Origin of the sequence: Pantoea sp. USMM079 (genome assembly GCF_037153115.1) — a bacterium.
Taxonomy (GTDB): domain Bacteria; phylum Pseudomonadota; class Gammaproteobacteria; order Enterobacterales; family Enterobacteriaceae; genus Pantoea; species Pantoea communis.
On the sequence record NZ_JBBCKX010000003.1, the window covers coordinates 61,534 to 76,353 of the forward strand.

At 55.2% G+C, this 14,820-nt stretch carries 16 protein-coding genes; 11 read left to right on the plus strand and 5 right to left on the minus strand.

What is annotated here, in order from left to right; all coding sequences use genetic code 11:
* Positions 1-181 precede the first annotated feature (181 nt).
* The 7 genes from dksA to panD all read left to right on the plus strand — a co-directional run bounded on the left by dksA (position 182) and on the right by panD (position 5,745).
* The gene (gene dksA / locus WFP70_RS06905; protein WP_034829547.1) at positions 182-637 is read left to right on the plus strand and encodes an RNA polymerase-binding protein DksA; all 456 of its coding nucleotides are present in this window, start codon (positions 182-184) and stop codon (positions 635-637) included.
* A gap of 70 nt (positions 638-707) precedes the next feature.
* The gene (gene gluQRS, locus WFP70_RS06910) at positions 708-1,643 is read left to right on the plus strand and encodes a tRNA glutamyl-Q(34) synthetase GluQRS (RefSeq protein WP_182057201.1); all 936 of its coding nucleotides are present in this window, start codon (positions 708-710) and stop codon (positions 1,641-1,643) included.
* Positions 1,644-1,679: 36 nt separating this feature from the next.
* The gene (pcnB, locus tag WFP70_RS06915) at positions 1,680-3,095 is read left to right on the plus strand and encodes a polynucleotide adenylyltransferase PcnB (protein WP_205625007.1); all 1,416 of its coding nucleotides are present in this window, start codon (positions 1,680-1,682) and stop codon (positions 3,093-3,095) included.
* A complete protein-coding gene (gene folK / locus WFP70_RS06920; RefSeq protein WP_160868769.1) occupies positions 3,092-3,577 on the plus strand; it encodes a 2-amino-4-hydroxy-6-hydroxymethyldihydropteridine diphosphokinase in 486 nt (161 codons plus the stop codon). Before pcnB ends, folK begins: the two co-directional genes overlap by 4 nt.
* Positions 3,578-3,659: 82 nt before the next feature.
* Complete coding sequence (gene panB, locus WFP70_RS06925) at positions 3,660-4,454, plus strand: 3-methyl-2-oxobutanoate hydroxymethyltransferase (protein WP_058960869.1); 795 nt, start codon at positions 3,660-3,662, stop codon at positions 4,452-4,454.
* A 15-nt stretch (positions 4,455-4,469) separates the two neighbouring features.
* Positions 4,470-5,324 (plus strand): pantoate--beta-alanine ligase, encoded by an 855-nt coding sequence (panC, locus tag WFP70_RS06930; protein ID WP_038648994.1) that lies wholly within the window; start codon positions 4,470-4,472, stop codon positions 5,322-5,324.
* 40 nt (positions 5,325-5,364) lie between these two features.
* Complete coding sequence (gene panD, locus WFP70_RS06935; RefSeq protein WP_034829560.1) at positions 5,365-5,745, plus strand: aspartate 1-decarboxylase; 381 nt, start codon at positions 5,365-5,367, stop codon at positions 5,743-5,745.
* A 37-nt stretch (positions 5,746-5,782) separates the two neighbouring features.
* Here panD and WFP70_RS06940 read toward each other — a convergent pair whose 3' ends face one another.
* The 3 genes from WFP70_RS06940 to hpt all read right to left on the minus strand — a co-directional run bounded on the left by WFP70_RS06940 (position 5,783) and on the right by hpt (position 8,255).
* Positions 5,783-6,553 carry an ABC transporter permease gene (locus WFP70_RS06940; RefSeq protein ID WP_034829563.1) on the minus strand — a complete coding sequence of 257 codons (771 nt, stop codon included), beginning with the start codon at positions 6,551-6,553 and terminating at the stop codon, positions 5,783-5,785.
* Complete coding sequence (locus WFP70_RS06945) at positions 6,550-7,473, minus strand: ABC transporter ATP-binding protein (RefSeq protein WP_034829565.1); 924 nt, start codon at positions 7,471-7,473, stop codon at positions 6,550-6,552. The genes WFP70_RS06940 and WFP70_RS06945 overlap by 4 nt, the downstream gene beginning before the upstream one ends.
* Before the next feature lie 245 nt (positions 7,474-7,718).
* On the minus strand, positions 7,719-8,255 hold the full coding sequence (gene hpt / locus WFP70_RS06950) for a hypoxanthine phosphoribosyltransferase (protein WP_034829567.1): 537 nt from the start codon (positions 8,253-8,255) through the stop codon (positions 7,719-7,721).
* A gap of 166 nt (positions 8,256-8,421) precedes the next feature.
* Here hpt and WFP70_RS06955 point away from each other — a divergent pair, with 166 nt between their 5' ends.
* Positions 8,422-9,711, plus strand: a complete 1,290-nt coding sequence (locus WFP70_RS06955; RefSeq protein WP_034829570.1) for a cystathionine gamma-synthase family protein — start codon at positions 8,422-8,424, stop codon at positions 9,709-9,711.
* Positions 9,712-9,962: 251 nt separating this feature from the next.
* Here WFP70_RS06955 and cueO read toward each other — a convergent pair whose 3' ends face one another.
* Positions 9,963-11,627 (minus strand): multicopper oxidase CueO, encoded by a 1,665-nt coding sequence (gene cueO / locus WFP70_RS06960; protein ID WP_337023062.1) that lies wholly within the window; start codon positions 11,625-11,627, stop codon positions 9,963-9,965.
* Positions 11,628-11,804: 177 nt separating this feature from the next.
* Here cueO and WFP70_RS06965 point away from each other — a divergent pair, with 177 nt between their 5' ends.
* From WFP70_RS06965 to speD, 3 genes are all read left to right on the plus strand, one after another.
* Positions 11,805-12,152: a YacC family pilotin-like protein gene (locus tag WFP70_RS06965; protein WP_007888732.1), complete on the plus strand. Its 348-nt coding sequence runs from the start codon at positions 11,805-11,807 to the stop codon at positions 12,150-12,152.
* 107 nt (positions 12,153-12,259) lie between these two features.
* Entirely contained in the window at positions 12,260-13,123 is an 864-nt protein-coding gene (gene speE, locus WFP70_RS06970; protein ID WP_337023063.1) for a polyamine aminopropyltransferase, read from the plus strand.
* Between the two features lie 5 nt (positions 13,124-13,128).
* The gene (speD, locus tag WFP70_RS06975) at positions 13,129-13,938 is read left to right on the plus strand and encodes an adenosylmethionine decarboxylase (protein ID WP_097118365.1); all 810 of its coding nucleotides are present in this window, start codon (positions 13,129-13,131) and stop codon (positions 13,936-13,938) included.
* A 118-nt stretch (positions 13,939-14,056) separates the two neighbouring features.
* On the opposite strand, the gene WFP70_RS06980 is transcribed toward speD, so the two are convergent.
* The gene (locus WFP70_RS06980) at positions 14,057-14,818 is read right to left on the minus strand and encodes a DeoR/GlpR family DNA-binding transcription regulator (protein ID WP_034829581.1); all 762 of its coding nucleotides are present in this window, start codon (positions 14,816-14,818) and stop codon (positions 14,057-14,059) included.
* Positions 14,819-14,820 lie beyond the last annotated feature (2 nt).

The window sequence follows — 14,820 nt, forward strand, 5'->3', positions numbered from 1 at the left end:
TGCGAATATGAATAATTGCCAACCTTGACTGCTTCTGCTATTTATAGCGGCCTGTTTTTTCCCTGATGGGAATCGATATACCCCTTAATAATTCGCGTTGCAGGCAGTCGGTGGTCAATTTAGCCAATGCACATGCAACCTGAAGTATGACGGGAAGGGCGTGTTATCCAGGAGAAACAACATGCAAGAAGGGCAAAACCGTAAAACATCGTCCCTGAGTATCCTCGCCATCGCTGGTGTGGAGCCGTATCAGGTGAAACCGGGCGAAGAGTATATGAACGACGCCCAACTGAGCCATTTCCGCAAGATTCTGGAAGCCTGGCGCAACCAACTTCGGGATGAAGTAGACCGCACTGTGTCGCATATGCAGGACGAAGCTGCGAACTTCCCGGATCCGGTAGACCGTGCCGCACAGGAAGAAGAGTTCAGCCTGGAATTACGTAACCGCGATCGTGAGCGTAAACTGATCAAAAAGATCGAAAAAACGCTGAAGAAAGTGGATGACGACGATTTCGGCTACTGTGATTCTTGTGGTGTAGAAATTGGTATTCGTCGCCTTGAAGCGCGTCCGACCGCCGATCTCTGCATCGACTGCAAAACGCTGGCTGAAATCCGCGAGAAGCAGATGGCAGGCTAATGGCCGTGAGCAGAATGTCGCCGCACTGCCGGGAAAACCACTGTTTTCCCGACGTGCGGTGCACCTCAAAATGAACTCTTCAACCTCTTCCTGCGTCGGGCGTTTCGCTCCCTCTCCTTCTGGTGATCTGCATTTTGGTTCGCTGATAGCCGCCTTAGGCAGCTACCTGAGCGCGCGTGCGCAACAAGGCCGCTGGCTGGTGCGTATTGAAGATATCGATCCGCCGCGAGAAGTGGCTGGCGCAGCGACACGCATCCTGAAACAGCTGGAGCATTATGGCCTGCAGTGGGATGGCGACGTGTTGTGGCAGTCGCAGCGTCATGATGCCTACCGGGAAGCGCTGAGCTGGCTGCAACAGCACCGTCAAAGCTACTTTTGTACCTGCACGCGCAGCCGTATTCAGCAGCTTGGGGGGTTCTACGACGGTCACTGTCGGGAATTACATCTCCCTGCAGAGAACGCCGCGCTGCGCCTGCGTCAGCATGCGCCGGTTTATGGCTTTGACGATCGCCTGCGCGGTCATTTAGCGGCCGAGCGCTCGCTGGCAGAAGAAGATTTTATTATCCATCGCCGGGATGGTTTGTTTGCTTACAACCTGGCGGTGGTAGTAGATGACCATTTTCAGGGTGTGACGGAAATCGTACGCGGGGCAGATTTGATTGAACCCACGGTGCGTCAAATCGCGCTCTACCAGCAGTTCGGCTGGCCGGTGCCTGCGTATCTGCACCTGCCGCTGGCCATCAATGACGATGGCAATAAGCTCTCTAAACAGAATCATGCGCCCGCTCTACCTGATGGGGATGCGCGCCCATTGCTGATATGCGCGTTGCACTTGCTGGGGCAATCGGTTTTGGAGAGTTGGCAAGATGCCACAGTGGAGCAACTGCTCGATAACGCGGTGGCACAGTGGAGTATCCAACTGATCCCACAACAGAACGCGCGAATCACGGATGAGGCGACATCGCCATTCCTAAATGGTTCGCAACAGGCTATGATTAGCCGCTGATTTATTAACACCCTTTTATCACTGTCGAGGTGTCCCATTTTTACCCGAGTCGCAAATTTTTGCCGGAGAGTCCTCAAGCGTGACGAGGAGGCGCCTGAAGAGGTGGAAACTGAAAGTCTGATGACCGTCATTCCCCGTGAAAGCCATAACATCTCACGCAAAGATATCAGCGAAAACGCCCTTAAAGTGCTGTATCGCCTGAATAAAGCCGGTTTCGAAGCTTACCTGGTAGGCGGCGGCGTGCGCGATTTGCTGCTGGGTAAGAAGCCAAAAGACTTTGATATCACCACCAACGCCACGCCTGAGCAGATGCGCAAATTGTTCCGCAACTGCCGTCTCGTCGGTCGTCGTTTCCGTCTGGCACATGTGATGTTCGGTCCTGAAGTGATCGAAGTCGCGACTTTCCGTGGCCATCACCAGGAAGAAGCTGAAGACGATCGCAACAACTCCCAGCGCGGCCAGAACGGCATGCTGCTGCGTGATAACATTTTTGGCAGCATCGAAGATGATGCCCAGCGCCGCGATCTCACCATCAACAGCCTGTATTACAGCGTGGCGGATTTCTCCGTACGTGATTACGTCGGCGGTTTGCAGGATCTGGAAGACGGCGTGATCCGTTTGATTGGCGATCCGGAAACACGTTATCGCGAAGATCCGGTACGTATGCTGCGCGTGGTGCGTTTTGCCGCCAAGCTGGAGATGCGCATTGCCGCGGAAACTGCCGAGCCGATTCCGCGCCTGGCCACGCTGCTGAATGACATTCCGCCTGCGCGTCTGTTTGAAGAATCCCTTAAATTGCTGCAAGCCGGTTACGGATTCCGTACCTATCAGATGATGCGTGAGTACCATCTGTTCCAGCCGCTGTTCCCTACCCTGACACGTGGCTTCACCGCCGAAAGCGACAGTCTGATGGAGAAAATGCTGGCTCAGGTGCTGAAGAACACCGACAACCGCATTCAGAACGATATGCGCGTCAATCCGGCCTTCCTGTTTGCCGCGATGTTCTGGTATCCGCAGCTGGAATCGGCCCAACGCATTGCGCAGGAAAGCGGACTGACCTATTACGACGCCTTTGCGCTGTCGATGAACGAAACGCTGGATGAAGCCTGCCGTGCGCTGGCGATTCCTAAGCGTATCACCACCCTGATTCGCGATATCTGGCAGCTGCAGTTGCGCATGTCGCGTCGTCATGGCAAACGCGCATGGAAGCTGATGGAGCATCCTAAATTCCGTGCCGCTTATGATCTGCTGGCGCTGCGAGCCGATGTGGAAAACAACCGCGAACTGCAAAGCCTGACCCATTGGTGGGGCGAGTTCCAGGCTGCGGCGCCGGTCGAGCAGAAAACCATGATGAACACGCTGGGCGATGATCCGGTGGCACCGCGTCGCAAACCGCGTCGTCCGCGCCGTCGTCCAACCGGCCCGCGCCGCGATACCAATAGCGCATCATGATTCGTGTTTACCTCGCCTTAGGCAGTAATCTGGCCGACCCGCTGCATCAGATTGATGCAGCGCTGGCCGCGATTGATGCGATACCGCACACCTCGCGCGTCGCCACCTCTTCACTGTACCGCACGCCACCGTACGGCCCGCCAGACCAGCCTGATTACCTGAATGCGGTGGTCGCGCTGGACACCACGCTGGAAGCTGAAGCGCTGCTCGATCATACGCAACGTATCGAGCTGGAGCATGGGCGTGTGCGCAAAGCGGAGCGCTGGGGACCGCGCACCCTCGATATCGACATCATGCTGTTTGGTCAGCAGACGATTCACACCCCACGTCTCACCGTGCCACACTACGACATGCACAACCGTGCGTTTATGCTGGTACCGCTGCTGGAAATCGCGCCTGGCCTGCGCTTGCCCAACGGTCAGCCACTGACCGGCATCCTCGCCACGCTGGATCGCAGCACCATCCGCTTGTGGTCTGAGTAGGCGGCAATAATCGCACTACGGTCGTATCGCCTTTTCAATCAATCCAGTACACTGCGCGCATCAGAAAACTCTGGAGTGTGCGATGAAACCGACAACCATCTCCCATTTACGCCAGCTCAAAGCCAGTGGCCGCAAATTTGCCACCCTGACGGCCTACGACTTTAGCTTTGCCCGCCTGTTTGCCGATGAAGGCATTCAGGTGATGCTGATTGGCGACTCCCTTGGCATGACCGTGCAAGGCCATGAATCCACATTACCTGTCACCGTGGCGGATATCGCTTATCACACCGCGGCCGTGCGCCGAGGCGCGCCGAATGCGTTGGTGATGGCCGACCTGCCGTTCATGAGTTACGCCACACCGCAGCAAACCTTCGATAACGCCGCTCAACTGATGCGTGCCGGTGCCAACATGGTGAAGCTGGAAGGCGGTGAATGGCTGGCAGACACCGTGCGTATGCTTACCGAGCGCGCCGTGCCGGTCTGTGGTCATCTAGGCCTGACGCCACAGTCAGTGAACATCTTTGGTGGCTACAAGGTGCAGGGCCGTGATGAAGCGGGCGCGGAGCGTTTGCTGGCCGATGCACTGGCGCTGGAAGCCGCCGGAGCACAATTGATGGTGCTGGAGTGTGTGCCGGTGGCGCTGGCAGAGCGTATCACCAAAGCGTTGAGCATTCCGGTCATCGGTATTGGTGCGGGTAACGTCACCGATGGACAGATTCTGGTGATGCACGATGCCTTTGGCATTACCGGCGGTCATATTCCTAAATTTGCCAAAAATTTCCTCGCGGAAACCGGCGACATTCGCGCGGCAATTCGCCAGTATATTGCCGACGTTGAGGCGGGCATCTACCCAGCCGCCGAACACAGTTTCCAGTAAATCAGGAGATTTGCAGTGCTGATTATTGAATCGCTGCCGATGCTGCGACGAGAAATTCGTCGCTGGCGGCAGGAAGGCAAACGTATCGCGCTGGTGCCCACCATGGGCAACCTGCATGACGGCCACCTGACGTTGGTGGATGAAGCGCGCGAGCGGGCCGATATCGTGGTGGTCTCGATCTTCGTCAACCCGATGCAGTTTGAACGCGCCGATGACCTGGCGCGTTATCCCCGCACCTTGCAGGACGATTGCGAGAAGCTCAATCGTCATAGTGTCGATTTGGTGTTTGCCCCTGCGCCAGCGGATGTATATCCCAAAGGGCTGGATAGCCAGACCTTCGTTGAAGTTCCGGGGTTATCGTCTCTGCTGGAAGGTGCCAGTCGTCCCGGTCACTTCCGCGGTGTGTCCACTATTGTGAGCAAACTGTTTAATCTGGTGCAGCCCGATATTGCCTGTTTTGGTGAGAAAGATTTCCAGCAGTTAGCCATTATTCGCAAGATGGTGGCCGACATGGGCTTCGATATCGAGATTGTCGGCGTGCCAACCGTACGCGCGCAAGATGGTTTGGCGTTGAGCTCACGTAACGGTTATCTCACCAGCGAAGAGCGCGCGATCGCTGCGGGTCTGAGCCAGGTGATGAACAGCATGGCCGAGCGTCTGAACAACGGCGAACGCCATGTTGAAGAGATTATCGAAACGGCCGAGGCCGCATTGCGTGAGAAAGGCTTCCGCCCTGATGGCCTGGCCATTTGCGATGCCGACAATTTGCAGCCGCTGACGGTGGATAGCCAGCGCGCCGTGATTCTGATGGCCGCCTGGTTGGGGAATGCGCGCCTGATCGATAATCAGCAAGTGGATCTGACGGAGTAACCTCCGTCGTTTAATCGCAGCTTAATAAGGTTATCCCGTTATGATTCGTACCGTACTTCAGGGCAAACTGCACCGCGTGAAAGTCACGCAGGCAGATTTGCACTACGAAGGTTCCTGCGCCATCGACCAGGATTTTCTTGATGCATCCGGCATTCTGCAATACGAAGCCATCGACATTTATAACGTCACCAACGGTCAGCGTTTCTCCACCTACGCGATTGCCGCTGAGCGTGGCTCGAAGATCATCTCCGTCAATGGTGCCGCCGCCCGTTGTGCCTGTGAAGGTGACATCATGATCATCTGCTCTTATGTGCAGGTGGAAGATGAAGTCGCCCGTAGCTGGCAGCCCAAAGTCGCTTATTTCGAAGGCGACAACGAGATGAAACGCATCGCTAAAGCGTTGCCGGTTCAGGTGGCTTGATTCAACAGGGGCGGCCATTCGGCCGCCCCCGTAAAACTTAAGTCCGCAATCCGCGACCGCGCTGAATCAACGCATACACCAGTACGTAAAACACCACGATAAAGGCAATCAGCACTGACAGGGTAAACACCAGCGGCACATCATTGATGCCGAGGAAACCGTAGCGGAATCCACTGATCATATATACCACTGGGTTCAGTTTCGACACCGCCTGCCAGAACGGCGGCAGTAGCGTCAGCGAATAGAACACGCCCCCCAAATAGGTTAACGGCGTCAGCACGAAGGTGGGGATCAAGCTGATATCGTCAAAGGTACGCGCAAACACCGCATTCAGCAGGCCAGCCAGCGAGAACAGAATCGCAGTCAGCAGCAGCGTCAGGGCCACCATTGACCACGAGTGCACGTGGAACGGCACAAAGAACAGCGAAATCGCCGTCACCAGAATACCGACGCACACGCCACGCGCCACGCCGCCGCCAACATAACCGGCGATGATAATGTGCGTGGGCACCGGCGCCACCAGCAGCTCTTCGATATTGCGCTGGAATTTGGCGCTGAAGAACGAAGAGGCCACGTTGGCGTAAGCATTGGTGATCACCGCCATCATGATCAGGCCCGGCACGATGAACTGCATATAGCTGAAGCCATGCATATCGCCGATGCGTGAACCAATCAGGTTACCGAAGATGATGAAATAGAGCGTCATGGTGATCACCGGTGGCACCAGCGTCTGAATCCAGATGCGGGCAAAACGGTTGATCTCCTTGGCCCAAATACTCTTGAGCGCCACCCAGTATAAATGTGTCATGCTTTCACTCCTTTACCCTGGGTCAGGCTGACGAACAGCTCTTCAAGGCGGTTCGCTTTGTTACGCATACTCAGCACCTGCACGCCCTGCGCACTCAGCTGGCTGAACACGCTGTTGAGCCCCTGCTCACGCATCACTTCCACTTCCAGCGTAGAGGTATCCACCAGGCGATACTGGAAGCCTTCCAGCTGCGGCAGCGGGCTGCGCGGCGCCAGATCGAGGATGAAGGTTTCCGATTGCAGCTTTGACAGCAGGCCTTTCATCGAGGTGTTTTCCACCAGCTCACCGCTCTGAATAATGCCGATATTGCGGCACAGCATTTCTGCTTCTTCCAGGTAGTGCGTAGTGAGAATAATGGTGGTGCCTTTGATGTTGAGATCTTTCAGGAAGGTCCACATTGAACGACGCAGTTCGATATCGACGCCTGCAGTCGGTTCATCCAGAATCAGCAGTTTTGGCTCGTGCATCAGCGCACGCGCGATCATCAAACGGCGTTTCATCCCGCCCGACAGCATGCGTGCACGCTCGTTGCGTTTGCCCCACAGATCGAGTTGGTTAAGGTATTTTTCCGCGCGCTTGTTAGCTTCAGCCCGCTCCACGCCGTAGTAACCCGCCTGATTGACCACAATCTGCATCACGGTTTCAAAAGGGTTAAAGTTGAACTCCTGCGGAACCAGGCCCAGCTGGCGTTTCGCATTGACCACGTCTTTTTCCAGGTCATAGCCAAACACCCGCACGCTGCCGCCGGATTTATTCACCAGCGAACTGATGATGCCGATAGTGGTCGATTTACCCGCGCCGTTTGGCCCGAGCAGTGCGTAAAAATCGCCTGCCTCAACGTTGAGATCAAGCTTCTTCAGCGCCTGAACGCCGCCGGGATAGGTTTTGGTGAGCCCGGAAAGTTCCAGTGCATAAGTCATTGCGAATCCATACCCTGTTGTAGTGACATCAAAGCCCTATGAAATGATAGTGCGCTCACGCCGAGCATGCGGGGTTATTCAGAGATAACGAGTGAAAAATCAAAGATGAAGCGCTGAGCGATAACCCGCGACACTTTACCACTCTGCATGCGGTAGGGGAACGCAAGCGCAGCCCGTCAGTCATTGACTCGCGGGCTGCGCATCTTATCGCAGGCTGGCGGGATTAGCCTTGGAAGATTGTGCGGTTATTCACCGGTCGGGATAACTTTGCCAATATACGGCAGATGACGATAGCGCTGCGCGTAGTCGATACCAAAGCCGACCACGAACTCATCGGGAATGGTGAAGCCAACGTATTCCACGGTGACGTCCACTTCACGTCGCTCTGGCTTATCCAGCAAGGTACAGATGGCCAGTGATTTTGGCTCGCGCAGGCGCAGGATTTCGCGCACTTTGCTCAGCGTGTTGCCAGAATCGATGATGTCTTCCACGATCAGCACGTCTTTGCCGCGAATGTCCTCATCCAGATCTTTCAGGATTTTCACGTCGCGGGTCGATGACATACCGCTGCCGTAGCTGGAGGCGGTCATAAAGTCGACTTCATGCGGGACATCGATGGCACGGCAGAGATCGGCCATAAACATAAAGGAGCCACGCAGCAGACCCACCAACACCATTTCGCTGCCGCTGCTACGGTAGTGTTCGCTAATCTGCTTGCCCAGTTCGGCAATACGGGTTGCAATCTCCTGCTCAGAGATCATCACGTCGACGGTGTGTTTCATTGCATTCGCCTGGTTAAGGTTTTCAGAAAGCCACGAAGTCTATCATAGTCGAACCAACCTCTAACGCCGCGCACAGAACGCAAACGATACCGTGGCAAAATTTATTGCGCTGGCCTTAACTACAGAAAACCCACCCGCACTCTCACCGGTCATCTCTGGAGATCCTATGGCCGCTTCATCCAGTAAAAAAACACAGATTGGCACCCACGATCTGCATCCGGAAACGCAGATGCTTAATTACGGTTACGATCCGCGGCTATCGGAGGGCGCAGTCAAACCTCCTGTATTCCTGACTTCGACCTTTGTGTTCAACAGCGCCGAAGAGGGACAGGACTTTTTTGATTTCGTTGCCGGACGTAAGCAGCCGCCGGAGGGCAAGAGCGGTGGGCTGGTATACTCACGCTTTAACCATCCCAACAGCGAGATTGTGGAAGATCGGCTGGCCATCTATGAACAGGCAGAAAGTGCCGCGCTGTTCTCCTCCGGAATGTCGGCCATTGCCACCACGCTGCTGGCGTTTGCGCGGCCGGGTGAAGTGATTTTGCATTCTCAGCCGCTGTACGGCGGCACTGAAACGTTGCTAAGCAAAACGCTGCACGATTTAGAGATTAAAGCCGTCGGCTTCAGCGATGGCACCGATGAAGACAAAGTGTATGAAGCAGCCAAACTGGCGTGGCAGCGCGGTCGTGTGGCGCTGATTCTGATTGAGACGCCGGCCAACCCGACCAACAGCCTGGTGGATATTCAGCTGATGAAGCAGGTAGCAGATGTCATCACCCAGCAGCAAGGTTCGCGCCCGATTCTCGCCTGCGATAACACCTTGCTCGGCCCGCTGTTTCAACGTCCTTTGCAGCACGGTGCAGACTTGTCGCTCTACTCGCTCACCAAATATGTCGGCGGCCATTCGGATCTGATTGCCGGTGCGGTGCTGGGCAGCAAAGCGCTGGTGAGCAAGGTGCGATCGCTGCGCAGTGCCATCGGCACCCAACTTGATCCGCACTCCAGCTGGATGATTGGACGATCGCTGGAAACGCTGTCGTTGAGGATGGAGAAAGCCGCCAGCAATGCAGAAAAAGTCGCTGCGTTCTTACGCGATAACCCGCAGGTGGAAAAATTGCACTGGCTGCCCTATCTCGATGCGGACACCTCTGCGGGTGAAACCTTCCAGCGACAATGCAGCGGCGCAGGTTCCACGTTCTCTTTTGATATCAAAGGCGGCCAGCCGGCAGCATTTCGTTTTCTCAATGCCCTTGCGTTGTTTAAATTGGCCGTGAGCCTGGGCGGTACCGAATCACTCGCCAGCCATCCGGGCAGCACCACCCATTCCGGCGTGCCGCAGGAAGTACGCCAGCGTATTGGCATTACCGATGCCACGGTACGTTTGTCGATTGGTATCGAACATGCTGATGATTTGATTGAGGATATCCGGCTGGCACTGGAAGCGGCTCAGGCCTAATCACTTGCCTGGCACGCTCAGTGCGTGAAGGGCGGCGTTGACCAGGCATCGAGCAGCTGGATAAGGCTGCCCGATGTCCACGCTCGTGTGCTGCCGTAAACCAGGCCACTTGTGCCCTGCCCCTGTAACAGGAAATCAGGCCATTGGCGCCCTGATACTGCTGCTGAGCAGTAAATGTCCCGCTTATGCCCGGGCATTGCTAAACAACCCGCAGCGAAGACGTTAAGGCTTCGCTGCGGTGTGGCAGTCACTTAGCCGACGGTGAAGCCCAGCATCATGCCCGTATCTTCATGCTCCAGCAGATGGCAATGCGCCATGTAGGCGTTATGGGCATTGGCAACGTAGTTAAAGCGCACCAGCACCTCACTGCGCCAGCCGTTGACGCTGACCATGTCTTTCCAGCCTGCACGATGCGGCGCTGGCGGCTTGCCGTTTTCTGACAGGATGCGGAACTGGGTGCCATGAATGTGGAACGGATGCAGCATGGCATCGCCCTCACCGGAAATAGTCCATTTTTCCACTTTGCCGAGTTCGGCGTTAAACATCGGTTTGGTCATATTAAACGCCTGGCCGTTGATTTTATTACCGTTGTGGAAATCGTAAGCCACTGTTTTTGCGTGATCCATCGGCATACTGCCATGGTCCATCGTCATGGCACCGCTGCTCATGTCCATGTTGCCATGATCCATCTGCATCGCCCCACCCTTCGAGTCCATGTTGCCGTGATCCATCTGCATCGCCCCACCCTTCGAGTCCATGTTGCCGTGGTTCATTTTCATCCCGGCCATGGCTTGATGACCGTAACGATCCATCAGCGCCTGCATGCCTTGTTGATCCAGTTGCGGATCCATCATCAGTTGTAGCCAGCGGCTTTGCACGCCTTCAGTTGTTGGCACGGGCGGCAGATCCACCAGCTTATCCGGCATCGTGCCACTCGCCATCACGCGCAGCGGCAGAATTTGCACCAGCGGCAAGGGTTGATCAAACGGGGCCAGCGTCATGCCCATTTGTGTCACCGGCAATGTCACCATGTCGAAGGTTTTGCCGTCTGAGGTATCGATCATCACTTCGAAACGCTCGCCCGGCAGCAGCGGCAGGCTATCCACTTTCACCGGCTCGGCCAGCAAACCGCCATCGCTGGCAATCACGTACATTGGGCGCTTATCACTGGTGGCGATATCCAGCGAGCGAGCATTGCAGCCGTTCAACAAACGCAAGCGCAGCCAGCCGCGTGGCACCGCCTGCTGCGGATACTGCACGCCGTTGGTTAACATCATGTCACCAAACCAGCCCACCGCCGCGCGCATGATGTCGAGTTGGTAATCGATTTTTGCGCCGTCTTTGGTCAGCTGTTTATCCTGGAAAATCAGCGGCACGTCATCTTCGCCCCACTGCATCGGCAGACGCAATTTACCGGAATCTTCGTCCTCTAACAGCACCAGTCCCGCCAGCCCCTGCGCCACCTGATAGCCGGTTTTGCCATGCTGATGCGGATGGAACCAACAGGTGGAAGCCGGTTGATCGGGCGTAAAGGTCACCTGACGTGAGGCACCGGGCGCAATCAGTGCTTGCGGTCCACCATCAACATCGCCAGGAATTTCCAGCCCGTGCCAGTGCAATGTCGTTGCTTCCGCCAGCCGATTATGAATATTCACCGTAACGGCTTTCTCGCGCGGCAACCGCAGCGCCGGGCCGAGCAGACTGCCGTTATAGCCCCACGTCGGGACGGATTTGCCGTTCCATTGGCTGGTGCCACTCATCGCGGTGAGCGTGTACGCTCCGCGTGCATCGGGCTGCAAAATAGAGGGGATCGGTAACAGCGGGCGCGTCGCCGCCATTAACGAACGGCTCCACAAAGGCAGCGCACCTGCCGCGCTGAGTGCGGCGGTCAACTTTAGAAAATGACGACGTTGCATATTCTTATCCTTGTCGTGAATAAGGGCACAGCGTAAACCTTTACCCTGCGGGAGGGTCAAGCCCCTTAACAGAATGCGCCGATAAAAACCGTGGGAATGCCCCATTTGGGCAAATTTAGCGGAATCCCTGCAATAACTGTGCTAACGTCAATAAATTGTCCCTTGTTGAGAATGATTATGACGAAAAGCATCAAGATCCTGCTGCTGGCGGGACTCCTTGGCTTCTCCTCCACCAGTTTTGCCCTGAGCGAATCCGAAGCTGAAGATCTGGCCGATCTGACCGCGGTGTTTGTTTACCTGAAGAACGATTGTGGCTATCAGGATCTGCCCGATGCGCAAATTCGCAAAGCGCTGGTGTTTTTTGCCCAGCAGAACCGCTGGGATCTGAGCAATTACAGCAACTACAACATGAAGTCGCTCGGCGAAGAGAGTTACAAAGATTTGAGCGGTATCGCCATTACCAATGACAAGAAGTGTAAGTCGCTGGCGCGTGACTCGCTGAGTCTGCTCGCTTACGTCAAATAGCCCGCCATCCCGCTCTGCTGCTGAAGATTTGACCGTGCAACCACGGTCATATTTCGCTATGCTTTTCCCCTAATTTCATGGCGATGACATTCGAGGAGAGCCCCATCATGGCCCAGAATGAAATGTGGTATGAGACGCTTCATGCCGGATTTGGACAGTATTTCACGGTAGATAAACTGCTATATCGCGACAAAACGGCGCATCAGGATCTGGTGATCTTTGAAAATGCCGCCTTTGGTCGTGTCATGGCGCTGGACGGTGTGGTGCAAACTACCGAGCGCGATGAGTTCATCTACCACGAAATGATGACCCACGTGCCAATCCTGGCGCACAGCAAGGCGAAGCGCGTGCTGATCATTGGCGGTGGCGATGGCGCCATGCTGCGCGAGGTCTCACGTCACCAAACGATTGAACAGATCACCATGGTTGAGATCGATGCCGGCGTGGTAAGTTTTTGCAAGACGTATCTGCCCAATCACAGCGCCGGTGCCTATGACGATCCACGGCTGAATTTGGTGATTGATGATGGTGTGAATTTCGTCACCCAGACGCAAGAGAAGTTCGACGTCATTATTTCCGATTGCACCGATCCCATCGGTCCCGGTGAAAGTCTGTTCACCTCTGAATTCTATGCCGGCTGCAAACAGGCGCTAAATCCCGGCGGAATCTTTGTGGCACAGAACGGCGTCTGTTTCCTGCAGCAGGACGAAGCGATCAACAGCCATCGTAAACTTGGCCATTACTTCTCCGACGTCAGCTTTTATCAGGCGGCGATCCCCACCTATTACGGCGGCATTATGACGTTTGCCTGGGCAAGCGACAACGAGACGCTACGCCAGTGGGATGCAGTCACCCTGCAATCACGCTTTGACGACGCGGGCCTACGCTGCCGCTACTACAATCCCGCGATTCATGTCGGTAGCTTTGCCTTACCGCAATATCTGCTGAATGCCTTGTCGTGTGAGGAGTGACGAAATTGCAAAAGCTGAAACTACACGGCTTCAATAATCTGACGAAGAGCCTGAGTTTTTGTATTTACGATATTTGCTACGCCAACAGCGAAGCGGAGCGTGATGGCTACATCGCCTATATTGATGAGCAGTATAATGCGAATCGCCTCACCGAAATCCTGACTGAGACCTGCTCAATCATTGGTGCCAACGTGCTGAACATCGCGCGACAGGATTATGAACCGCAAGGTGCCAGCGTCACGATTCTCGTCAGCGAAGAGCCGATCAATCCGCAGGATATCGACAAATCTGAGCATCCGGGTCCGCTGCCCAATTCGGTGGTGGCGCATCTGGATAAGAGCCATATTTGCGTGCACACCTATCCAGAAAGCCATCCTGAGGGGGGATTGTGCACCTTCCGCGCTGATATCGAAGTCTCCACCTGTGGGGTGATTTCGCCGCTTAAGGCGCTGAATTACTTGATTCACCAACTGGAATCGGACATCGTTACCATTGATTATCGCGTGCGTGGTTTTACCCGCGATGTGAATGGCTTAAAGCACTTTATCGATCACGAGATCAATTCGATTCAGAACTTTATGTCCGAGGATATGAAGTCGATGTACGACATGGTGGATGTGAACGTCTATCAGGAAAATATCTTTCACACCAAGATGTTACTGAAGGAATTTGACCTGAAATACTACCTGTTCAATACCAGGCCTGAAGAACTCAACCCGCAGGAGCACAAGCGCATCACCAATCTGCTGTGGAAAGAGATGCGTGAAATCTACTACGGCCGCAATATTCCGGCGACGGGATTGAAGCTATCGTAGTGGGCTGCGATTAACGGGTGCGCATCAATGGGCACCTACGCAAGCAAATGTCGGTGCAGGGCTAGCATTGGGTTAACCCTGTTGCTGAAGGGTCGCCTTTGATGGCGACCTTGTTACATCAGGCTGTCAGCTGCAAACCAATGCCACGCTCACGCAACGCGCGACAAACTGCGTCGTCGAGACGCGCATCCGTCACCACATCGGTCAAACTATCAATCGGTGCGGCGCAGTATAGCGACCAGGAACCGTACTTACTGCTGTCAGCCAGCAGGATGCGGCGGCGCGCATTCGCCAGCAGATCCATCTTCAGACCGGCTTTATCTTCCGTCGGCGTCGTAATCCCGCGTTCGATACTCCACGAGTTACAGCTAACGAACGCGATATCCGGATTAATGCTGCGCAGCAGGCGTCGGCCATGCTCTCCAATACAAGACTGACTGGAGTCATCAATACGGCCACCAATAATGGTGGTTTCAATCTGCTTGAATTCAGACAGGAACAGCGCGATATGCAGGTCGGCGGTGATCACTCGCAGTTGCAGATGCGTGAGCTGGCGCGCCAGTTCCAGCATGGTGGTACCGGCATCCAGCACCACGGAGTCGCCCGACTGTACATAGCTGGCGGCAAACTGCGCGATGGCCTGCTTCTCTGCCAGATTACGCTGCATTTTTTCCAGCGTGGTTGGCTGCGCAGGAATAAAACGATTGAGCGTCACTCCGCCATGGCTGCGGCTAATGACGCCTTCCTTGTCGAGCTTGATCAGATCGCGGCGGATCGTCGCCGGTGAAGCCGAGATCGCACTCACCAGCTGTTCTACAGTGACCAGATTATGACTTTTCAGATAGTCCATAATCTGGTCGAGACGGCTTTGTCCCTTCATAT